Here is a 22071-nt window from a genome sequence, read left to right on the forward strand (position 1 = left end):
ACACAAAGTACGTAAATATGGCGCGCACCGCCGACTAAAAAAGGACTTTTTTGGGTTCGACGCACTACAACTCCGGTTCGTCTTCGTCCTCTTTGCGGTAGTCGTTGTTGAGTTCGTCTACCCACTCTTTTTCATCTTTCTTGTTCTGCTTGATGATCAAGAAAATAAGTACGACAACAATAACGACGGTGACGATGATGACAGGCCAGTTCATGTTTTTTTAGGTAAAAGTAACCGCATTGCGTTACGGCAAGGTTAGCGCTGCGTTAATTTTGGGCAAAAGAAAACCCGGACGAATCCGGGCTTTGGTTACTTCTTTTTATTTTTTTTCTTGTCTTTTTTAGATTTGGCCTTCTTGGCTTTCTCTTTGGCTTTTTTCTTGTCTTTTTTGGCTTTCTCCTTGGCCTTTTGCTTTTCTTTTTCTTTTTTCTTTTTGGCCTTGTCTTTGGCTTTTTGTTTTTCTTTCTGCGCCTTCTCTTTTTCCTTTTTCAAGTCCTTTTCTTTCTTAGAACCGAGTACAGGCTGCGGGCGACGTGCCTTGAGCAATTCCGAAGCCGCGGCGCTTTCCAAAGCAACCGTTGGCGTCACGACCGTCTTTTCTGCCGATGGTTTGGCGGCGGTAACCGTGCGTACCGGTGCTCTTTTTGCTGCCGGCTTGGCTGTCGTTTTGGTTGCGGCCACACGTTTTACGGGTGTCTTTGGTGCAGTAGTAGCGGTTGGTTTTTTCGCAGGCGCTTTTTTGGCCGCCGCTGGTTTTGCCGTTGCTGCGGTAACCGTTGCCGGTTTCTTTGCAGGGGTTGTTGCCGTAGCTTTCGCGACCGGTTTTTTCGCAGGTGCTTTTTTGACCGCCGTTGGTTTTGCCGTTGTTGCGGTAACCGTGGCCGGTTTCTTTGCAGGAGTCGTTGCCGTAGCTTTCGCGACCGGTTTGTTTACGGGCGCTTTTTTGGCCGCAACGGGCTTTTTCGTCGCTGCGGGTTTTGCCGTTGTATTTGCTGCGGTAACGGCGGCCGGTTTGTCGGCTGTCGTTGTTGGCGCGGTCTTGGCGATTGGTTTTCTTACAGGTGCTTTCTTGACTACCGCCGCACTTTTTGCCACAGTGGCTTTTGGCGTGGTGGTCTTTTTCGGAGCCGCCTTAGGCGTTACAGCCGCCTTGGCTTTGACTGGTTTGGCCGGGCCCGATGTGTTGGTGGTATTGGCCCCGACTTTTTTTTCTGGCTGCTTCATAGATGTAGCTTTGGTTTAGTGAGCAAAGTTAACATTTTAACATATTCGCCAATGTTAACAATTCGTCAAACGCAAAATACAAAAAATCTTTCAAATCAAATGTAAAAAGTTAGACAGCGCACAAAGAATCGGGACCAACGAACACCTCGCTAATTCTTTTCGAAGATCAGATGGTCCGTGCCGCCGTTACCACCGCTCACGTGGATGAGTTCGATGCGCGTCGCCGAGTAGGTCACAATGTGCCAGTCCTCGGTCAGTTCGGCAAAATTGGCCGGCGTCGAAAAACCGATGTTGAAATCTACGTCGCTGCTGTTGTGGCCGCTGTCGTCGTCCCCGCTGTGGCTGTTAGTGACAGACCATGACCCGGTGTAGGTGTTGGTGCCGTTGGTCGCCGTGAGGGTGCCGTCCTGACCAAAAGTGAAACCGTAGTTCGTGAAGTGATTGGTGTTTTCATGGTCGGTGTCATAAAAATAGACGACACGCCACGAGCCGTCCTGTGCGGTGTTGCGCACTTGGGCAATCGAAACATTGTTTTGGTTAGGATTTGTCCAATTGTTGTCGTCATCGGAATCGCAGGTCGACGCCATGGTCAGCGTCATCAAGGCAAAAAGGATCGGTAAAAGTTTGATCGTTTTCATAACATTTAAAATTTAAGGTTGATAATATTTTGTTGCGTGAAAAGCCATATTAAGAGGATGATGATCGCCCAAATGAGAATCTGGTTGAGGTAATAACCCCGCAGGTTTTTGCTCGGATGGTATTTAAAAAGTTTCATCAGTTGCGCGTCAGGGTAAAATAGCGCGTGCCGCTGCCGCCACTCTCATAAACCATCTCGATTTGATTGGGGTCAAAAGCCGTTACCGTCCATGATTCGTCCAGTTCGTCAAGTGCCGACCCGCTGAATGTAAATTGTACTTTGCGCACACCCTCATCGTCGTAGCTCACCCAATTCCCGTTCACATTAGCCGATGCGCTGATGGCGGTTGCGTTGCCGTTGGTTTGGAACGCAAAGTCATAGCCGGCATAGTCGGCGGTCAAATCGGCTTCTCTGAAAAAGTAAGAAACAAACCATGTCCCTTGTGTCAGGATTTCTTCGAACGTCGACGGGTTCTGGTGCACGGCGTTCAAACAGTCGACCGTAAAGTCGTCGATGAGCGCTTCGAGCCCAGCCGTATTTGTCACTTGGATCGGTTGGCCGTTGGGGTCAAATACCGTCACGGGGTAATTCGGCGCGACGAGCACCGTGGTCCTTTGGGTTTTCACAAACTGATACAGCGCAGGTTTGCTGGCCAGGGTTACGGTTTGTGCCGTCTGGCTGACGGTGTCGTAGGTCTTGATTTGCAGCGGATAGGCAAAAGCCAGGCAAGACAACTCAACCGACGGATGCGCCAGCGCCTTGACCGCATCGAATTGCGTTTGCGATGACACCGCTTGCTGGCTGTAATCGGGGAAAACGACCGTGACAGGAAACTGGATTTCGACAATGTCGGTATTGTTCGCGCTGGCGGCAAAAATCGCTCTTATCTGGCTGTAAGCCGAGGGGTCGTCAACCTGCACCCATTGGTCGTTGGCCACTACCGCATACGGACAAAGAATCGCAAAGCCGCTCGTACCGTCCACAATGTTATCGGCTGCGGTCTCATATTGCGCCATACGCATCAGTTTGTTCTTGAGCGAGGCGTTGTTGTTCCAGTCTTTATCGGCGGGTCGGTTGACCTCGAGCGAATCGCTTCCGCAAGATGCGCAAAGCAAAAACAACAAATAAGCGACAAACGTTCTCATGGTTTTCGGTTTTCGGGAGTAAGACAAAATTTCTGGACTCTTCCCTACCATCGAAAAAAAAATTTACTACTTTCATCGCCATATTTGCACCTCCATGGAACCATCCGAAAAGAAAGGAATCTGCGACGAACCTGTGTTTACGCGGTTTTTTCAGACGCACGTCAAGGCGCTGCGCAACTTTTTGTATTTTCGTTTTGGCGATGCCGATGCCGCCGACGATATTGCGCAGGACGCCTTCGTCAAACTGTGGCAGCATTGTGCCGAGGTCCAGCACCCCAAGGCCTTCGTATACAAAGTGGCCCGCAATGCATCGATCAACCACGCGGCCAGCCAAAAGGTGGCGCTGCAATACGCGCAGCAAAAAAACGAAAGCACCGCCGATCATGTGAGCCCGGAATTCTTGATCGAACAGGACGAGTTCCAGCAAAAGCTCGAACGCGCGCTCAACGGATTGACCCCTGCCCAACGTGAGGCTTTGCTGCTCAACCGCGTCGAAGGCAAGAAATACAGGGAAATAGCCGAAATGCTTGGCATCAGCATGAAGGCCGTAGAGAAAAGGATCCACGGGGCGCTGGTGTCGCTCGAGTCACAAATCGAAAATTTCAGGTAGGGTTTTTTGCCCTGCATTTGTCAACACAACAAATAGGCTTAACATGGACAACGATACCCAATTGGCGCGATGGCTCGCGGGCGAACTCGACGCAGACGAGCTCGATGCGTTGCAAAAGGATCCGAAATACGACAACTACGTGCGCATTCGCGAAAACCTTGACCGAATCGCCTCGCCGCAGTTCGATGCCAACAAGATGCTCCATGAAGTTTTGGCCCATGAAAAAGCATCGCCCAAAACGATCCCGCTGTACCGCCGCCGTTGGGTGCAGGTCGCGGCGGCAGTTGTGGTATTGTTGGGTGTGGCGGCGGCATGGTTCGCCCCAACGACGCAAACGGCCGCAGCGGGGCAAACTTTGGCTTTTGTCTTGCCCGACCAGTCGCAAGTTCAGCTCAATGCGGGATCGACGGCCAGTTACGCCACCTGGAACTGGGAAAATGACCGCGGCGTATTGCTCGACGGAGAAGCCTATTTTAAGGTCGCCAAAGGCAAAAAGTTCACCGTTTTGACCGAGCGCGGCGCCGTGTCGGTGCTGGGTACACAATTCAACGTCCGACAGCGCGGCAACCGTATGGAAGTGGCCTGTTACGAAGGTCGCGTGTTGGTGACCTTCCACGAATCCGAAGCGATACTCGCGCGCGGTGAGCAAATTGCCATCGACGGTTCACGTATATGGCGGTCAAAAACCGATGCCGCCGGGCCCGCCTGGTTGCAGGACGAACTCGTGTTCAACCAACACAGCCTTGCCGACGTGGTGGCCGAAATCCAAAGACATTACGGCGTCAAGATCAACCTCGGGCACCAATCAACCCAATTGTTTTCGGGTGTGTTGCCGGGCGACAATATCGATGCGGCGTTGCAGATTGTTTGCGCGACGTTCCACCTCAAGCAAACCAAAACCGAAAAGGCGATTACCTTGACCGCTGCCGATGACCGTCCGTAAACTATTGTTGTGGCTGATTTTGTTGCCGGTGTGTTGTTTTGCGCAATCGGACCAACCGCTCAAGCAACTTTTCGAGGATTTGGCGGCCCGACACCATGTGCGTTTCAGCTACATCGACGAAGAGCTGGTCGTGTACCGGCTTGAACCGCCGGCCAAAGAAATGCCGCTCGAAGAAAAACTCGACTACATCACCCGCCATACCAGACTCATGATCAAGCAGGTGACGCAGGGCTACTACATGGTTTACAACGACAAACGGATGGACAAGCCCCTGTGCGGCTACCTGATAGATGCCCAAACTGGGAAACCCATCGAAAATGCGGCCGTGAGTACCCAAGGCGTGACGGTAAGTTCCGATGCCCAAGGCTATTTTGAGCTCCCCGAACTGACCCCGCACGACATCCAGATCAAACACCTGAGCTATCAAGGCCGCGTCTTTCGTGCGCAAGCGCTTTACCGTACCGATTGTCCGCAAATCGCGCTCAACGCCGTGGCTGAAGTGTTGCAGGAAGTGGTTGCCGAACGCTACCTCGCCACCGGTATCTCGAAGGAGCCGTCGGGCAGCGTGGTGGTCAGACCCGGCAAATTCGGGATATTGCCTGGACTCACCGACCCCGATATTTTGCAGGCCATGCAACAGGTGCCGGGCATCGGCAGCATAGACGAAACGGTATCGAACATCAATGTACGCGGTGGTACGCACGACCAGAACCTGTTTTTGTGGAACGGTATACGCGTATTCCAAACAGGTCATTTCTTTGGATTGATGTCGGCTTTCAATCCGTTGTTGGCCACCAAGATCACGTTGTCCAAGAACGGAAGTTCGGCTTTTTTTGGCGAGAGCGTTTCGTCGTTGGTCGATGTGTCGTCGCACACCTCGGTCCGCGACAGTTGTTACCACGTGATTGGGGTAGACATGCTCAACGCCAACTTCTACTCGAAAATTCGGCTGTCCAAGAACGCCACTTTGTTGGGCAGTGGGCGCAGGACGTTTACCGATATTTTCACTTCGCCCACTTTTCGTCGATACCAAGACCGCGTGTTCCAGCAAACGCCCGTCACCGATTGGGCACAGGCGCAAACGGCCCGGCTCGATGTGGACACCGATTTTTATTTCTTCGATTTTTCGCTGCAATACCACCAGGTCATCGGCGATCGGCACGAACTGATTGTCGACGGAATCGGGATCGAGAACAGCGTCATCATCGAAGAAGCCGCCTTGACAGGCGAAAAGGAAAGCGATTTGAAGCAACGCAATTTTGGCGGAAGCATACAGTGGAAAACCAATTGGGATGCAAGGCACCAATCGGAAATCCAAGCCCATGTGTCGTGGTACGATTTGCACGCCGACTCCGAAGATTTTACCGCGGGGCAAATGACGTGGCAGCGCAACCGCGTGACCAATGGCGGGCTTCGTTTGCGGCATACCTACCTTTTCGGCAACCATTCGGTGGGCGCGGGTTATCAGTTTGACGCCATCGAACTGGAAAATGCCGATGCGGTCAACGAACCCTCATTTTCAAGGCAGGACAAACAATTTGCCGCCACGCACGTCGGGGTGGTCGAAGGCACTTTTGCATCGGATTCGGGAAAGCGTTTGCTCAACGTAGGATTGCGGGGCAACTATTTCGAAAAGTTCGGGTTGTTGCGCATCGAGCCACGTTTGGCGTTTACACAGGTGTTGTCGTCCAAAGTAAAGCTCGAAGTGCTGGCCGAGCAAAAAAGCCAATCGCTTTCGCAGGTGATCGACCGTCAGCAGGATTTTCTGGGGATCGAAAAACGCCGATGGGTGCTGGCCAACCAAACGAACGTACCGTTGCAAAAAAGCACGCAGGCATCGCTCGGGTTGACCTATCAGTACAACCGCTGGCTGGTGACGCTCGATAATTTTTACAAACGCGTTTCGGGGATTACCGCACACAGTCAGGGTTTTCGCAACCAGTTCGAATACACCGATGCGTTGGGCGAATACCGCGTGTTGGGTTCGGAGTTGCTCGTGCAAAAGAGCTTCAAGCGTTTCTACAGCTGGATTTCTTACAGTTACAACCACAACCGTTGCAGTTTCGATGCGCTGGCCCCCGAAGAGTTCAGGAGTAATTTTGATCTAACGCATGCTGTGGCTTGGGCCGGAACCTACGAATGGAAACGGTTGCGCGTGGCCATCGGGACCAAATGGCATACAGGTGCACCATTTACGGCGCCGCAAAGTATGGATGCATCGGCAAATACCATCGTATACGACAGGCCCAACAACCAGAACCTGGGCGACTATTTTCAGGTGAATGTGTCGGCTTCGCACCGATGGGATTGGCGCGGCATGCGGTTGGTGGCCAGCGGTTCGGTGCTCAACGTGCTCGACCATCAAAACGTATTGGCCCGGTTTTACAGGATCAATACCGCCAACGGCGCGTTGGAACAAGTAGATGTCCTGGGTTTGGGTGCTACGGTAAACGCGGGATTAAAGGTGTACTTCTAAGCGGGCAGTCAGTTCAACGACTTGAGTTTGGCGCGCAACACATGGATCAACTGGATGCAAAAAAACCGTTCCTGCGGACTGATCGCGATTTTTACCGCACCATGGTCGCGCGTTTCGATGTTGAGGTTGTGGTGGATTTCATGTGAGCGCAGCAATTGGTCGACCAATCCCCTAAGATAGCCGCTTTTGCGTTTCGAGATGTGGATTTTTGCGATGTTTTGCAACGCGATGTGCAGGTGCGTCTTCCCACAATGGATACACACTTCGTCTTTTTCAAGCGCAACGTACGGGTTATGTTCGAGAGCTGGTTTCATCGCCACAAGGATAGAAGGCGAAAATAGTGCAATTGTATTTTCGGGTGTTGCAAGATTTTGTGTTGGTTGTTATAATATTTCTACATTAAAGAGACGCAATATCCACCAAACGAATAGGTTATCGGTTCTTTTTTCTTCTTTTCGGAGCCGAATCGTAAGACCATGATGGTTCGGCGGCTTGCGGCCAATCGGCCATCTGCAGATAATTCCCAGACGGCAGCTTGACGGCACTGTCTTGGAATTGAACCAGCCGTTGCTTTTGTTCGATCGCCTCGCCAATGATCCGCATCACTTTGGGCAAACTTTTTTTGATGTCTTCGCTCCAAAAGCGCAGCACCGTCCAGCCCTGACGGGTGAGGTAGGCGTTGACTTCCCGGTCGCGTGCCCTATTGCGTAGTATTTTCTTTTCCCAGAACTCGGCATTGGATTTAGGTCGTTTTGCGGTATCGTCCCATGACTTCCCGTGAAAGAATTCACTGTCGACAAAAACCGCGATCTTGGTTTTTTTGAACGACAAATCGGGGGTTCCAAAAATGGTCTTGTTGTGTTTGCGGTAACGGTATCCCCGAAGCCAAAGCGCCCGTGCCAACGCCACCTCGGGCTTGGTGTTTTTGCCTTTGATCTTGCCCATGAGTTTCGAGCGTTGGGCGGGAGTGAGCTTGTCCATATCGCAGGTTAAAACTACGCATTTTTTTGCAAATGGCCGCCTGCAAACGGGAAGCGGTATGACGCGGCCGGTTTGTAACTTTACTCGAAAATTAAATACCAAAAACATGAAAAAACTGTCCCTTATCGCCCGCGCCCAAATGATCCCGGGCTTTACGGAGTTCCACGAACGCATCGTGCAAAGCATCGTCATCGCAGGCAAAAGCCAAAGCCTGGTCAAAAGCTACGAACGTCATTTGGCCATGGCCGCGCTTCGGTTCGGATGCGTGCCTACCGAGGTTTCGCTCGAAGACATCCAACGCTACCTGTATGAGGTCAAGATCCAGTTCCCCACGGCCAGCGAAGCCTATTTCAAATTCACCGTCTACAGCCTGCGCTACGCCTACAAGTTGCAGGGGATGACCCACATGCACCTGGCCATGCCGTCCATCAAACACCAAAAGAAACTGCCCGTGGTGCTCAGCAAGCCCGAGATGCGCAAAATGCTCGAAACGCCCAAATGGCTCAAGCACCGTTTGCTGCTTTCGCTTTTGTACGGTTGCGGTTTGCGGTGTATGGAAGTGCGCAATTTGCGGCTCGTCGATTTGGACTTCGATCGCAAGATGCTCCACGTTCGGCAGGGCAAGGGCAAGCGCGACCGGTATGTTCCGCTGGCGCAAAACCTCATGACGTTACTCGAGGAATACATCGGCAAGAACCGCCCCAAGGATTACCTGTTTCACGGCAAATCGAACCGCAATGTGTTTTACAGCAAGTATTCGCAACGCGGCATCCAGTGGATCGTCAGGCAAGTAGCCACCAAAGCCGGAATCCAAAAACCCGTCAGCGTCCACACGCTGCGCCATACTTTTGCCACGCACCTGCTCGAAGACGGGCTCGACATCGTGAGCATCAAAGAACTGCTCGGCCATTCGCGTATCGAAACCACGATGGTGTACCTGCATGTGGTACAGCCCGAGCGCAAGCGCGTGTTCAGTCCGCTCGACACGTTGTATGGCGCACGGCCCGTTACGGGAAATGTTGCGCAACCGCACGCCTTTGTTTGTCCGGCGCTCAAACTCCTCGATGCGCAAAAGCACGCCGCGCTATCGATACAAAACCTGAAAGAAACCCATGAAATGGTATAACATATGCGGCTCCGTCTAAACGTAACTTTACGCTATCCCAGCCAAAGATGACGGGTCGTCAGGCGCGTCGGGGAAGCCGTAACAGGGACCAACACTTTCCACCCGTTCGTGTTGATGACAACCCCAACGCCGGCGCTAATGCGGAATCCGGTCGTGCTACCCGGCGTTTTTGGGAGCAAAGTCCTTTCGGGGACTTTTTTTTATGGCGTGGCGGCAAAGCTTATTTGGAATGGGTCGCCATCGCGCTGTTGGCATAACGGTTAAAAAGCGGGGATGTTTTTCTTGTATTCGCTGGGCGACATCCCCATCTTTTGCTTAAAAATACGGTTGAAGCTCGCCTTCGACTGGAAACCGCAATCGTAGGCGATACCCATCAGCGTGTATTTCTCGGCATCGGGCGTGGCCAGTCTTTCGACCACTTCACGTACGCGGTATTCGTTGACAAAGTTGTAAAAATTGGTGTGCAAGTGCTGGTTCAGCAAATCGGAGAGTTTCTTGGTGCCGATGCCCAACGAATCGGCGAGTTCGCCCAATCCCAACGCCTCGTTGAGATACGGTTTTTGCGTTTCCATCACATGCAATAACTTGGTCTTGAAGGCTTCGATTTCAGATTCAGAATAGCCGTCGAGCGCGCGCAAGGGTGTTTTTGGCGTCGATGTTGGCGTTGTTTCGAAGCCCGTCGGTTCGTTCTTCTCCAATCGGTTGAGCAAAAAATCGGGCAGCAGAATATGCGATTGGAACATGCCTTTGTAGCCCAGATAGCTGAAGAGCGCGACAAACGAAAAGGCGATCAAGGTGCCAATGTTCCACGGAATCATCGGGAAATAAAATTCGTAAAAAGTACACAGCGTATCGAAAACCACGATCAACGCAAGCCCCCACAACAAATGGCGGTACCAGCTCAAATCGTGGCGTTCGGCCGCCGAATTCTCGCGCACCAATCCAGCGATACGGGTGTGCAATCGCAGCGAAAAATAGATGTACGTCAGGAAAAAAACATTCTCGGGCAGGTTGATCCAATAGTCGTGGTTGGCGTACCAGTCGCCGAAGTCCCTACAATACGGCGTGGCGATACTCAGCGCCAACGGCAACGAAACCAAAAGCCAAACGAGCGCATAAGGGATCAAATGCAGGTACAGACGCTTGAGGAAAAGTGCGGGCGGCAACACGAGCGATTGCAACAAAAAGTACAGCATCGGGCCCAAAATAAAACCCATACCGTGCCCGAACAGCACCGCTATGGCACCCAAAACGCGCGAACGGTGCAGGAACGAATAGTAGTAAAGCAGGAAAAAAAACGCGCTCGCAAAAAAAACGATCAGCAAGCGTCGCGTTACCGTGGGCTTCGATTTGACGAGCAAAAGCACGCTCATGGCCAAAAAGGCCATTCCGGCAATCAGGATGAAATCTGCAAACATCGCCCAGTTTTCCATAAGCCGAAAAGTAGGGTATAATCGCAAGAAATACAAACCGATGGCCGGAAAATGTGCCGTTATTGCTTGATGATTTTATACGACTGTCCGCCAGTCACCAAATGGTACACGCCCGCGGTGAGCGCGCCGGTATCGATGCCTTCGGCAGAAAGCGTACCGTTTTTGACCGCGCGTCCTAGGGCGTCGTACAAGGCAAATTGCTTTTCTGCTGCGGCTTCGATCCCGTCTATGTACAACCTGTCGGTTACGGGATTGGGATACATGCGAAGCCGTGGTTTTGTTGAATGCTCGGCTACGGCCAGCGATTCGTCGGTGAGTTTGACCAGAAACATGTCGCGGAAATCGACCGATTGCGCGGTAAGTACGGCCGCGCCCGGATCCAAATCTACGGTGCCCTCAAATGCCGATCCCACCAAAATGTTGTCCTGCGGATCAATGCTCATGGCCGAGCGGTCTACGGTGTTGATGCCGCCCCAGTGCGTGCCCCAAACGAATTGGCCGTCGTTGTGCAATTTGACAACAAAGCTCTCGGTGTCGAGGTTGCTTTCTTCGGTAAGTGTGATGGCGCCAACGGTCATCGTTCCGTTGAAATAACCGTTCACCAGTACATCGTCGTGGCTGTTCACCGCTACAATGTAACCCGTAGTGACGCCCGTTCCCGCCAAATGTCTGGCCCAGGCTACACTGCCGTCGGTATTGATTTTGGCGACATAGCCGTTGACAAAGTCGATGGGTGTCATGACGACGGTCCCTTCGGCGGTCTCGAACGTGCCTTGGCCGTTGAGGTAGCCCGTCACGAACACATTGCCTTGGCTGTCGCCCGCCACCGATAGGCCGTAGCCGCCATTTTCTACCTGCGCCACCTTGGTCGCCTTGAGCAAATCGCCATCCTGGTTGGTTTGGTAGACGAAGATGCCGTCGTAGCCATTGTCGGCCGAAAGTTCCACGATCCCGTCCGAAGGGTCGAAATCTACCGTCCCTCTGAAATTGCCCGACAGCAAGACATTGCCGTTGGGTAAGGTTTGCATGCCCGTGACCAGATCAAAATCGGGTCCGCCGATGGCCTGCGCCCAAATAAAGCTGCCGTCCTTGGTGAGTTTGACCAGAAAACCGTCGCCTGCGCTTGGGGTAATGGCGTGTTGCCCGGCATTGGGGTCAAAGTCCAATTCGGCATAAAAGTACCCCGAGACATACACATTGTCCTGGCTGTCGATACCGATGCCGTTCGACTCCTCGTAATCGGTACCTTCAAAATGCTTGGCCCACATGAATTCGCCGTTGGCGCTGAGCTTAAGGATAAAGACATCGAGGCTTCCCGTGGCCGTGAGCAGGAATTCGCCAACGCCCGGATCGAAGTCGCCCGTGTCTTGGAATACGCCCGTCAGATAGACGTTTCCCGAAGAATCGGTCGCGATTTTGGTACCGTAGTCGCCAAACTGCCCGCCCATGCTTTTGGCCCACAGCAAGCTGCCGTCGGGCGCGGTTTTTTGCAAAAAAATCTCGAAGTCGATGTTGGTCGTCAGCAGGTATTCTTGATCGGTAAGGTCAAAGTCTGCCGTGTAGGTAAAATAGCCCGTGGTGTAGGTGTTGCCCTGGGCATCGGTGTGCATGGCCAGCACGACGTCTTCGCCACTACCGCCAAAACGGCCACCCCAGGCAAGGGTTTGGGCGCCAGCTACCGAAAAGGTCAGCAAAAGCGCCGCCAGGAAAAATTTGTTCATGGTTTTTTGATTGATTAAACATGGGTACGAAATACGCCTAAAAAAAACATTCCGGCGGCTCAATGCGTCCGTTGATACGCATTTTGCGGTGTGTTGATGAGGCACACGCCAAAAAAGATTTCAGGTGAGTCGGCGGGTTACGTGATTCGTTACATTTCGGTTTCCTTACCGTGCTCGAAAAAGTTTACATAAAAGAACTCGTTCGGACCGAGCGCGAGTTCGTTGAGCGTGGTTTGCAAAGCCGCTGTTTTTTCGTCAAGGTTTTCGATGCCGTGCAGCCGCAGGAATTCGACAAAATGGGCGAGGTTGTCAAACTTAAAACTGAGTTTGGTATTGAGCGAATACGGCGTAATCTTAAAGTCGAGCGATTTGCCCTGCTGCGCTTTCTTTGCGGCCAGGTCCTGAAACCCTTCGCGAACCAAGGCTTCGGTAATTTCGTGGAAAATGGTGGTCATGGCTTCTGGAATTTGAGTCTTCAAGTTACAAAAACCCGTTTACAGATAAAGCCGATAAGGTTACAACTTTGGAGGCCGCTTTTGCCCGACAATTTCGGCAAACATGACAAAAGTCATAAAATGCCCGATACAGGCGGCGTAATTTTACACTATAAATTAAAACACACAGTTATGAGCACTTACGATAAAATTTACAGTCAGTTCGAATATGGTTATTACGGTAGCATCGCCTTGGGCATCCTGCTATCGAGTTGTATAGGCGGTATCGCGGCCATGGCGGTACTCGAAAACGGCACCAGCCCGTTGCAGTTGTTCCAGTTGTTTGTGGTGGTGGCCAGCGCCATGTTGTTCAACGGATCGGTATTGTCGCAACAAAAGCCACGCACGATTTACAACACGTTGATTATAAGTGTTGTGGTCAACACGCTGTTGGCGGCGGTCAATTTTTACGTCTACTACAGCTAAAAAAAACCCGTCTTGCGGGACGGGTCATTGGTTATTGATGGTAGCCCCGGGATAGCATTTGCGCCCGGGGCTTTTTTTATTACCAGATCTTCACGCGTTTTTCGGGCGCGATGTAGAGCGAATCGCCCGGCTTCACACCAAACGCTTCGTAGAACTCGGGGATGTTTCTGATGGTGCCGTTCACACGCGCGTTGGCCGGCGAATGTGGGTCCGACGCTACCTGGCTGCGCAGCGATTCCTCGCGGTCCTTGCTGAGCCACACCTGGCCCCAGCCCAAAAACACGCGTTGTTCGCCCGTAAATCCGTCGAGTTTTGGCGAAGGCTTGCCGCCGAGGCTCATCTTGTAGGCCTTGATGGCGATGCTGAGTCCGCCCAAATCGCCAATGTTTTCGCCCAACGTGAATTGGCCGTTGACGTTCAAATCGGGGAACACCTTGATGTTGTTGTATTGGTCGACGAGCGCCGCCGTACGCTGCTGGAACGCCTGTTTGTCGCTGGCCGTCCACCAGTCGCGCATCACGCCATCGCCATCAAAATTGGCGCCCTGGTCGTCAAAACCGTGTCCGATTTCGTGTCCGATCACCGCGCCGATACCGCCATAGTTCACCGCATCGTCTGCCGCGAGGTTAAAGTAAGGCGGTTGTAGTATGGCTGCCGGGAACACGATCTCGTTCAAACTCGGGTTGTAGTACGCGTTCACCGTTTGCGGGCTCATGCCCCATTCGTCCTTGTCGACGGGTTTGCCCAGTTTGTCCAATTGACGCTGGTACTCGAACTGCGTGGCGCGTTGCATGTTGCCATACAAATCATTTTTCGCGATCTTGAGCGCCGAATAGTCGCGCCATTTGTCGGGATAGCCAATCTTGGGGTTGAATTTCTTGATCTTTTCGAGCGCCTGTTTCTTGGTTTCGGGGCTCATCCAATCGAGCGTCTTGATGCTTTCGGCGTAGGCCTTGAGCAAGTTGTCGACCAGTTTGACCATGCGTTCCTTGGCCTCTGGCGGGAAATGTTTGGCCACGTATTCCTTGCCGACGATTTCACCTAGGTTGCCGTTGACGGTCTCTACCGCACGACGCCATTGCTCGCGTTGCTTCTCGATGCCGTACAAAGTCTTGCCGTAAAACGAAAAGTTTTCCTGGTCGATGGCCGCCGTGAGCGACTTGGCCCCGCCGTGGAGCACGCCCCATTTGAGGTACACCTTCCACACGTCAAGCGGCGTGTTCTTGATGATGCTGTTGAGCGACTTGATGAAATCGACCTGCGACACGACAATGCGTTTCTCGTTTTGCATGCCCGCCGCGGTCAGGTAGGTGTTCCAGTCGAAATCGGGCATGAGCTTCTTGAGATCGGCCGTGGCGTATACATTGTACAACGCGGCGGTGTTGCGCGTGTCTTCTTTTTTCATGTGCGCCTGCGCGATCTGCGTTTCGAGCGCGAGTATTTTGGTCGCGCAGCCTGCGGGATCGGCCACTTGGCCCAACGTCAACATGTTCTGCACGTGGGTGCGGTATTTGTCGCGGATGGCTTTCGATTTGTCGTCGGTGAGCAAATAGTATTCGCGCTCGGGCAAGCCAAGACCGCTTTGCCAGGTCATGAGCACATGTTCGGTCGGCTTTTTGAAATCCTGTTGTACGCTAAGGTTGAACGGATACAGGTTGCCGTCGCGGTTGGCGTTGCCAAAGAATTTCGCAAGATCGGTGTACGAAGCAATCGCGTCGATGGCCTTGAATTCGGGTTGGATGGGTGAAATGCCCTTGGCGTCACGCGTTTTCTGGTCCATGTACGAGGCATAGAAGTCGCCGATTTTTTGTTCGTTCGAACCCTCGGCGCCGCCAGATTTGGCGGCCGCTTCAATGATGGCGCGCACATCTTCCTGCGATTGGTCATACAAAATGTCGGCGGCACCATAAGACGACTTGTCGGCAGGGATGGCCGTTTTCTTGAGCCAGGCGCCGTTGACATAGGCATCAAAGTTATCGCCCGGTTTGACGAGCGTATCCATGTTTTGTTTGAGAATGCCCGATTGCATCGGTTGGCTGGCGTCCGACTTGCCGCACGAGTGCAACACTAGGACAGAAGCGGCGAGCAGGCAAGCCTGTAGCCCGTGGTGGTATTTGATCATAAAAATGGTTTTTTCGGCACGTTCCGAACTGCTCGGTACGTTTCGGGTTGTTGGGTGTTTGTCTTTTTTAGGAACACTTTGTTACAGCCGCCAAATATAATGGTTTTTGGGTTTGCGGCCCATCCGGGTCGTTGTGCGACGGGTGTTAAAAGTGCGGCATCGGAGAGTTTGAAAAGCCAAAGTGTTTGAATGTCTTGCTTCTTAAGTGTTGATTTTTAATGTTTTTTCGTAAGAATATCAACCCGTCTAGCGGCATCAATTTTACGTTCCAATCGGTGTGACATTTTTACAGAAAATGTCATTATGTAACAGAAAATGTTGTGACATAATGGTATTTTTTGTCATTATGTCACAGCAAAGATGACGGTATGGCCATCGGCAGCGCCGCAGATTTTGAGTGAAAGATTCGGAACAATCCACAAAAAAAGCGGCCTCTAGCCGCTTTAGTAGTCCCGCCAAGAATCGAACTTGGATCTAAAGTTTAGGAAACTTCTATTCTATCCGTTGAACTACGGGACCCAATCAAAGGATCGGGGGCAAAAATAGCCAATTCCGTTTATCCAAACTTGAAAACTTTAAAAATTTAGGTTACGCGTTCGATTTGGTCTTGTAATGTACCGTCGGCAAATCGCGCAGGATCTTGGCGCTTTGCTCGGGTGTCAGGTCGCGTTGCGCCTCGCCCAGCATTTCGTAGCCCACCATAAATTTCTTGACCGTCGCGCTGCGCAACAGCGGTGGGTAAAAGTGCATGTGGAAATGCCATTCGGGATGCGCCACGCGGTTGGTGGGTGCCTGGTGGATGCCCGACGAATACGGGAACGACGTCTCGAACAAGTTGTCGTATTTGGCCGTCACGTCCTTGAGGATTTGCGCGAACGCGTTTTTTTCGTCGTGGCTCATGGCCAGCAGGTTGCCAAAATGGCGACGGCTGACGATCATGATTTCATAAGGCCAGGTTGCCCAAAACGGAACCAGCGCAACAAAATGCCCGTTCTCACATACGAGACGCTCTTGTTGCTGCAGTTCCTGTTTGAGGTAATCGGCCAGCAGGCTGGTTTTGTGTTTTTCGTAGTAGGCCCGCAGGTGGTGTTGGGTGCGCTCGACCTGTGTAGGCAAAGACGATTGCGCCCAGATTTGTCCGTGCGGATGCGGGTTGCTGCACCCCATGACGGCGCCCTTGTTCTCGAAAATCTGGACGTAGTTGATGAACGGCTGGCTGCCGAGTTCGGCGTATTGTGTCGTCCAGGTATCGACCACTTTGGCGATGTCGGGCACGGCCATCTCGGCCAGCGTAAGGTTGTGGTTGGGCGAAAAACAAATCACTTTGTTGATGCCGCGTTCGGGTTTGGATTGGAACAAATCGGGTGCGTCGGATTCGAACACCACCTCGTCGCGCAACAGCGCAGGGAAGTCGTTGTCGAACACATAGCAGTCGGTGTAGGCTTGGTTGTGGGTGCCCTCGGCGCGCTCGTTGCCCGGACACAAATAGCAGTGCGGGTCGTATTCGGGACGCGTCTCGGTGGGCAAACTTTCTTTTTGGCCTTGCCACGGACGCAGCGCGCGTTGCGGCGATACCAGGATCCATTCGCCGAGCAACGGGTTGTAGCGGCGGTGCGGGTGCAGGTTTTTATCGAATGTTTTCATGGTCTTTGTATCGGGTGGTACCTTTGGCGATCTTGACTTTGTAGGCTTTGAGCGTGATGCCGAATGTCTTGGCGTATTCGGCCGACAATTCATCGATGAGCGCGTCCTCGAATCCTTTCTCGACCAGGTTGATCGAACAGCCGCCAAAGCCGCCGCCCATCATGCGCGAACCGATGACCTGCGGGATGTTGCCCGTATAGGCCACCAGGAAATCAATTTCGGGACAGCTCACTTCATAATCCTGCGACAGCCCCAAATGCGTACCGTACATCAATTGCCCGAACCGGATGAAGTTTTCGGCTTCGAGCGCATCTACGGCCTCGCGCACGCGTTGGATTTCGCCCACCACAAAACGGCACCTGCGCAGCACCACATCGCCCAATTCCTGCTCGAGCGAATTTACCATTTCCATCGTACAATCGCGGAACGTATTGACCTGCGGGAAGTGTTTTTTGATGACCGACAATCCGTGTTCGACTTCTTGCCTGCGCACATTGTAACCCGAGGTCAGGTGCGTGTGCTTGACGTTGCTGTCGATGAGCAACAGCGCATATTTGTCGAAATCGGCCTTGTGGTAGGTGTAACCGAGCGACGTGCAATCGAGTTCGACCACGTGTTTCTTTTTGCCGAATACCGACGCGAATTGGTCCATGATGCCACATTTGACGCCCACAAAAGTGTGTTCGGACTGTTGGCCGATCTGTGCGATGCGCTCCTTGGTCAACCCCAGCGAGAACAAATCGTTCAGCGCATAGCCCACGCCACATTCGAGCGCCGCCGACGACGACAATCCGGCGCCCATCGGGATGGTGCTGCTGAATACCATGTCGAATCCTTTGAGCGCATGGCCCGCGTCCTTGAGTTGGCTGACGACGCCCAGGATGTAGTTGACCCACATTTTTTCGACGGGAACAATCGGGTCGTTGAGGTCGAATTTGTAGGCTTCGTTCAAGTCCTTGGCCACAAGCGTGCAGTGCGTTGTGTCGTGCACCGAAATTGCAAAACAAAGGTATTTGTTGATCGCGGCCGGCAACACAAAACCGTCGTTGTAGTCGACGTGTTCGCCGATGAGGTTGATGCGGCCCGGCGACAAGAAAACCGATTCGGGTTCGGCGCCAAACAGCTTCGCAAAATGCGCCGACGTGTCTTTGATGAGTTTCTTTTTCATGGCTTATTCCTTAAAAGCGTCGAGCGCGGGAGAGGGTTTGCCATCGGCTTGCCAGGCGCTCAAATCGTAGTGGCTCCAGCTTTTTTCGCCCTGCGGTTCCCAGTAAATCACGCCCAGTCCTTTGTTGTCGGGTACCTCGCGTACGGCCTTGATCGTGGCCGCGAGCAGTTGGTGCGTGTTCTCGATTTTGTTGTATTCGCCGCCTACTTCTACCACCATAACCTCTTTGCCGTAGCGCTCGACCATGTCGTTCATGTTGTGGCGCAAATCGTCAATGGTTTCGCTCCAGTCTTTTTTGATCCAAAACGGATAATAGGACAACCCGATCACATCGTATTGCACCTGGTGCTTGGTGGCCTTGTCGTAAAACTTGCGGAACTTTTTGTTGTCGTTGCCCTGGTCGACGTGTACGATGACCTTGATCTTGGGATCGATGGCCTTGGTGGCCTCATAGCCTTTGTTGAGGAACAACGCCAGGTTTTTCCAGTTCTTGGTGCTGCCTTCGGGCCAGAGCATGCCGCCCGGGATTTCGTTGCCCACCTGTACCCATTCGGGTGTGACGCCCGCTTTTTTAAGCGCCGACAGCACGTCGAACGTATGGTTGTATACGTCTTGGCCGAGTTGGACCACCGAATGGTCTTTCCATGCGGCGGGTTTGAATTGTTTGCCCGGATCGGCCCACGAATCGCTGTAATGGAAGTCGATCATGATGCGAAAGCCCATGTCGTGCGCACGCTTGGACATCCTGACCACATCGTCCTTGCTGCAATGCCCGCTGGCTTTGTCGTCGTTGGGGTTGACGAACACGCGCAAACGGATGGTGTTCATGCCGCGGTCTTTGAGCAATTGCAGACATTCTTTGGGCGTTCCGTCGGTGTCGTAGAATTTATAGCCCGTGGCTTCCATCTGGTCGAGCCAACCCACATCGGCACCTTTGGCAAAATTGGGGTTTTGGGCATGCAATCCGATGGTGAGAAGCGCTACGGCAAGCAGGTGTAGTTTTTTCATTTCTTGAAAATTAGGTCACGGGAACAATTGACAATCGGTCTAGAAAATCGATTCAATATTGAGAATGTCGTTTTTTATCCCGTTGTTTTTTAAGGATATGGGTCAAAATTACCAAACAAAACCAATCAAGCCCACCTGTACCTACCGGTTTTTGCGTATCTTGCCTACCAGTTTTTCGAACCATGCGCAAAATCATCGACATCAACCCACATTCGGCCACGCCCAAATACCGTCAAATTGTTTTGTCGGTCGAAATGGCGATTGCCGAAAACCGTCTGGGTAAAAACGAACGGTTGCCGTCGGTCAACAAAATCAGTCTGGCGTTTGGCCTGTCGCGCGATACGGTTTTGCAGGCCTACGACGAACTCAAGAAACGCGGCATCATCTATGCCGTGCCGGGCAAGGGCTACTACGTCAAAAGCACCGAGTTCAGTTTTGAGCAGCGCATTTTTTTGCTGTTCGACGAGCTCAACGCGTTCAAGGAAGAGATTTACAATTCGTTCCTGCAAACGATGGACGGTCGTGCGCAGGTCGATATTTTTTTCCACCACTTTAACCCCGACATGTTCCGCAAGCTCATCCACGAAAGCAACGGCAACTATTCCAAATACATCGTCATGCCCACGAACCTGGCGGGTGCCGCCGCGGCCATCAAAACGCTGCCGGCGCAGGACGTGTTTGTCCTCGACCAAACCAACGCCGATTTGCAAAATTATCCGTCGGTACACCAGCAGTTCGCCGACGACATGTATGCCGCGCTGGTCAAGGCCAAGCCGTTGCTCGAAAAGTACCGGCAACTCGTACTTGTTTTTCCGGGGCAAAAAGAACCCGTCGCGATGGTCGAGGGCTTCAACCGGTTTTGTAGCGAGCAGGCGTTCCCGAGCGAAATCATCAACGGTTTCGACGAGGCGTCTATTACCATCGGTTCGGTATTCATTGTGCCCAGCGACACGCATTTGGTCAACGTCATCGAGCAAGCCAGAAGGCAAGAACTCGCCATCGGCAAGGATTTCGGGATCATTTCGTACAACGATATTCCGCTCAAGAAAGTGGTCGAGAACGGCATCACGACCATTTCGACCGATTTTCAGGCGATGGGCCACACCTTGGCGCAAATGGTTTTGGGAAATGTAAAGGTGCAAATCAAAAACCCGAGCGATTTGATCGTACGCCGGTCGCTTTGATTACAGGTGTTTGAGCCGGTCGGCCATCTCGCGTCGGTAGGTGATGCCCGCCGGAATTTTTTCGTCGCCGATGGTCACCGTGTCGCGGTCGCTGGCCTGGATTTTATCGAGCGCCACAATGTAGGATTTGTGTACACGCACGAATTGTTCCGACGGCAAACTTTGCTCGAGTTGCGCCGTGGTCATCGTGGCCAACCAGGTTTTTGCGGGCGTGATGATCTTGACGTAATTCCCATAACTCTGCGCATACAAAATGTCCTGCACGTCGATGTTGACGACCGAGCTGTCGATCTTGATCGTGATGAAAGCGGGCGTATGCGTCTGGTTCTCGGTGCCCACCGAGGCGAAGAACCGTTCGGTGGCTTTTAAAAATCTCGGGAAGTAGATGGGTTTGAGCAGGTAATCGATCACACCGTAGTCGTAGCTTTCGAGCGCAAATTCCGAATAGGCCGTCGTGAGGATCGTCTTGGGCGGATGCGGCAACGTCTGCAACAGCTCTAACCCAGTGATCTCGGGCATGTTGATGTCGAGGAACATCAAATCGACTTCGTGGTCGCGCAAATAATTGAGCGCTTCGATGCCGTTGTAACATTGCTGTACCAGCTCGAGCATCGGGTTTTGCCGGATGTAGTTGGCCAGGACATAGTGCGCCGCCGGCTCGTCGTCTACAATCAAACACTTCTTAACAGGCACAGTGGGCAGATTTTTTGAGTTCCAGTTTCAAGTCTACCGTATAGGTCTGGTCTTGCTCGCGCAGGTCGAGCGTGTGGTTCGGGTACAGCAAATCGAGCCGTTCGCGTGTGTTCTTGAGTCCGATTTTGGTCGAGACGACTTCCTTTTTTTTCTTCGGGATCGAATTGACGATGTGCAAATGCAGCTTACTGTCCTTGACCGAAATCGCAATGCGCACATAACAACTTTCGATCGTACCCGCGCCGTGCTTGAACGCGTTTTCGACAAATCCGATGAGCAGCATGGGCGAAATCTTGTACAAATAGGCATCGTCGATCTGACAATCATACACGATCTCGCAGCGGTAACCCACGCGCTCTTTTTCGAGTTGGATGTAGCTGTCGATGAACGCAATTTCGTCGGCCAGGGTCACATACTGGCGGTCGTTGCTCTCGAGTTGGTAGCGCATGAGCTGCGATACCTTCATGATCAAATCGGGTGTGCGCTCGGGATATTCAAGGCTGATGCCATACAACGTGTTGAACGTGTTGAACAAAAAGTGTGGGTTGAGCTGGCTGCGCAATGAATTGAGCTGCATTTTGTTGAGCAACAACGTTTCTTCGCTTTGCTTTTTGTGTTGGCTGTAAAATTTGAGAAACGCGATCGGGCCCAAAACGCACAACATATTGCCCACCACCGATGCCAATTGGTACGGATAGCTCATCTGGTGCGAGAACTTGGCCAGCGATGAACTTTCCGAAATCCAATGCACGACCACCTGGTGCAACGCAATAGAATAGGCAAACGCGATGACGCCCGTGAGCAAAATGTACAGCACCACCTTGTGTTGTTTGAACAAGATCGGCAACACAAAAAAACGGTTGAACTGCGAGTGGCTGTACAGCATCAAAAAGTACACGATGCCCGGCAAAACGGCTTGGAACGAGCGAAAAATAATCCAATCGTTCTTGACGGCAAACAACGTAAAGGCAAACAGGAAAACCGCAATTTCCTGCTCCCATTTGTTGTCGAGTACGTTCTCAATTTTCCACTTCAT

General features: G+C 52.4%; 21 protein-coding genes and 1 tRNA gene. 6 read left to right on the top strand and 16 right to left on the bottom strand.

All coding sequences use genetic code 11. The annotated features are described in order from the left end of the window. Positions 1-64: 64 nt before the first annotated feature. The 4 genes from BLP55_RS16950 to BLP55_RS04485 form a co-directional block, all read right to left on the bottom strand. Positions 65-214 carry a hypothetical protein gene (locus tag BLP55_RS16950; RefSeq protein ID WP_170826785.1) on the bottom strand — a complete coding sequence of 50 codons (150 nt, stop codon included), beginning with the start codon at positions 212-214 and terminating at the stop codon, positions 65-67. 95 nt (positions 215-309) lie between these two features. After that, the gene (locus BLP55_RS16955) at positions 310-1224 is read right to left on the bottom strand and encodes a histone protein (RefSeq protein ID WP_170826786.1); all 915 of its coding nucleotides are present in this window, start codon (positions 1222-1224) and stop codon (positions 310-312) included. Between the two features lie 149 nt (positions 1225-1373). After that, complete coding sequence (locus tag BLP55_RS04480; RefSeq protein WP_244503416.1) at positions 1374-1862, bottom strand: META domain-containing protein; 489 nt, start codon at positions 1860-1862, stop codon at positions 1374-1376. 136 nt (positions 1863-1998) lie between these two features. Continuing rightward, positions 1999-3006: a hypothetical protein gene (locus BLP55_RS04485; protein ID WP_091141136.1), complete on the bottom strand. Its 1008-nt coding sequence runs from the start codon at positions 3004-3006 to the stop codon at positions 1999-2001. Positions 3007-3100: 94 nt separating this feature from the next. Between BLP55_RS04485 and BLP55_RS04490 the strand changes: the two genes are divergently transcribed. From BLP55_RS04490 to BLP55_RS04500, 3 genes are read left to right on the top strand one after another with little or no spacing between them, the layout of a single operon-like run. Further along, on the top strand, positions 3101-3616 hold the full coding sequence (locus BLP55_RS04490; protein ID WP_091141137.1) for an RNA polymerase sigma factor: 516 nt from the start codon (positions 3101-3103) through the stop codon (positions 3614-3616). A 43-nt stretch (positions 3617-3659) separates the two neighbouring features. Further along, a complete protein-coding gene (locus BLP55_RS04495) occupies positions 3660-4559 on the top strand; it encodes a FecR family protein (protein ID WP_091141138.1) in 900 nt (299 codons plus the stop codon). Continuing rightward, complete coding sequence (locus BLP55_RS04500; RefSeq protein ID WP_091141139.1) at positions 4546-7035, top strand: TonB-dependent receptor; 2490 nt, start codon at positions 4546-4548, stop codon at positions 7033-7035. Before BLP55_RS04495 ends, BLP55_RS04500 begins: the two co-directional genes overlap by 14 nt. An 8-nt stretch (positions 7036-7043) precedes the next feature. On the opposite strand, the gene BLP55_RS04505 is transcribed toward BLP55_RS04500, so the two are convergent. Together BLP55_RS04505 and BLP55_RS04510 are read right to left on the bottom strand one after the other, a co-directional pair. Next, a complete protein-coding gene (locus BLP55_RS04505) occupies positions 7044-7349 on the bottom strand; it encodes a hypothetical protein (protein WP_091141140.1) in 306 nt (101 codons plus the stop codon). Positions 7350-7467: 118 nt separating this feature from the next. Continuing rightward, positions 7468-8016, bottom strand: coding sequence for a very short patch repair endonuclease (locus BLP55_RS04510; RefSeq protein ID WP_091141141.1), 549 nt, complete (start codon positions 8014-8016; stop codon positions 7468-7470). A gap of 106 nt (positions 8017-8122) precedes the next feature. On the opposite strand from BLP55_RS04510, the gene BLP55_RS04515 reads away from it, so the two are divergent. Continuing rightward, a complete protein-coding gene (locus BLP55_RS04515) occupies positions 8123-9142 on the top strand; it encodes a tyrosine-type recombinase/integrase (RefSeq protein WP_244503417.1) in 1020 nt (339 codons plus the stop codon). Positions 9143-9402: 260 nt separating this feature from the next. On the opposite strand, the gene BLP55_RS04525 is transcribed toward BLP55_RS04515, so the two are convergent. From BLP55_RS04525 to BLP55_RS04535, 3 genes are all read right to left on the bottom strand, one after another. Beyond that, positions 9403-10575: a helix-turn-helix domain-containing protein gene (locus BLP55_RS04525; protein ID WP_091141143.1), complete on the bottom strand. Its 1173-nt coding sequence runs from the start codon at positions 10573-10575 to the stop codon at positions 9403-9405. Between the two features lie 59 nt (positions 10576-10634). Continuing rightward, positions 10635-12296, bottom strand: a complete 1662-nt coding sequence (locus BLP55_RS04530) for an SBBP repeat-containing protein (RefSeq protein WP_091141144.1) — start codon at positions 12294-12296, stop codon at positions 10635-10637. A gap of 149 nt (positions 12297-12445) precedes the next feature. Beyond that, entirely contained in the window at positions 12446-12751 is a 306-nt protein-coding gene (locus BLP55_RS04535) for a hypothetical protein (RefSeq protein WP_091141145.1), read from the bottom strand. Positions 12752-12922: 171 nt separating this feature from the next. On the opposite strand from BLP55_RS04535, the gene BLP55_RS04540 reads away from it, so the two are divergent. After that, positions 12923-13216: a hypothetical protein gene (locus BLP55_RS04540; RefSeq protein ID WP_091141146.1), complete on the top strand. Its 294-nt coding sequence runs from the start codon at positions 12923-12925 to the stop codon at positions 13214-13216. A gap of 79 nt (positions 13217-13295) precedes the next feature. On the opposite strand, the gene BLP55_RS04545 is transcribed toward BLP55_RS04540, so the two are convergent. The 5 genes from BLP55_RS04545 to BLP55_RS04565 all read right to left on the bottom strand — a co-directional run bounded on the left by BLP55_RS04545 (position 13296) and on the right by BLP55_RS04565 (position 19158). Beyond that, the gene (locus tag BLP55_RS04545; protein WP_091141147.1) at positions 13296-15338 is read right to left on the bottom strand and encodes a M13 family metallopeptidase; all 2043 of its coding nucleotides are present in this window, start codon (positions 15336-15338) and stop codon (positions 13296-13298) included. Between the two features lie 447 nt (positions 15339-15785). Beyond that, positions 15786-15857: transfer RNA gene (locus tag BLP55_RS04550), tRNA-Arg, on the bottom strand. Positions 15858-15926: 69 nt separating this feature from the next. Further along, positions 15927-16982, bottom strand: a complete 1056-nt coding sequence (locus tag BLP55_RS04555; RefSeq protein WP_091141148.1) for a UDP-glucose--hexose-1-phosphate uridylyltransferase — start codon at positions 16980-16982, stop codon at positions 15927-15929. Continuing rightward, a complete protein-coding gene (gene galK, locus BLP55_RS04560; RefSeq protein WP_091141149.1) occupies positions 16966-18150 on the bottom strand; it encodes a galactokinase in 1185 nt (394 codons plus the stop codon). The genes BLP55_RS04555 and galK overlap by 17 nt, the downstream gene beginning before the upstream one ends. A 3-nt stretch (positions 18151-18153) precedes the next feature. Next, positions 18154-19158: a glycoside hydrolase family 53 protein gene (locus tag BLP55_RS04565; protein WP_091141150.1), complete on the bottom strand. Its 1005-nt coding sequence runs from the start codon at positions 19156-19158 to the stop codon at positions 18154-18156. A 182-nt stretch (positions 19159-19340) separates the two neighbouring features. On the opposite strand from BLP55_RS04565, the gene BLP55_RS04570 reads away from it, so the two are divergent. Then, on the top strand, positions 19341-20342 hold the full coding sequence (locus BLP55_RS04570) for a GntR family transcriptional regulator (RefSeq protein ID WP_091141151.1): 1002 nt from the start codon (positions 19341-19343) through the stop codon (positions 20340-20342). Here BLP55_RS04570 and BLP55_RS04575 read toward each other — a convergent pair whose 3' ends face one another. Both BLP55_RS04575 and BLP55_RS04580 read right to left on the bottom strand, forming a co-directional pair. Beyond that, positions 20343-21035, bottom strand: coding sequence for a LytR/AlgR family response regulator transcription factor (locus BLP55_RS04575; RefSeq protein ID WP_091141152.1), 693 nt, complete (start codon positions 21033-21035; stop codon positions 20343-20345). Next, entirely contained in the window at positions 21025-22071 is a 1047-nt protein-coding gene (locus tag BLP55_RS04580; protein WP_091141153.1) for a sensor histidine kinase, read from the bottom strand. The genes BLP55_RS04575 and BLP55_RS04580 overlap by 11 nt, the downstream gene beginning before the upstream one ends.

The sequence above is a fragment of the Flavobacterium caeni genome (assembly GCF_900101895.1).
GTDB lineage: Bacteria > Bacteroidota > Bacteroidia > Flavobacteriales > Flavobacteriaceae > Flavobacterium > Flavobacterium caeni.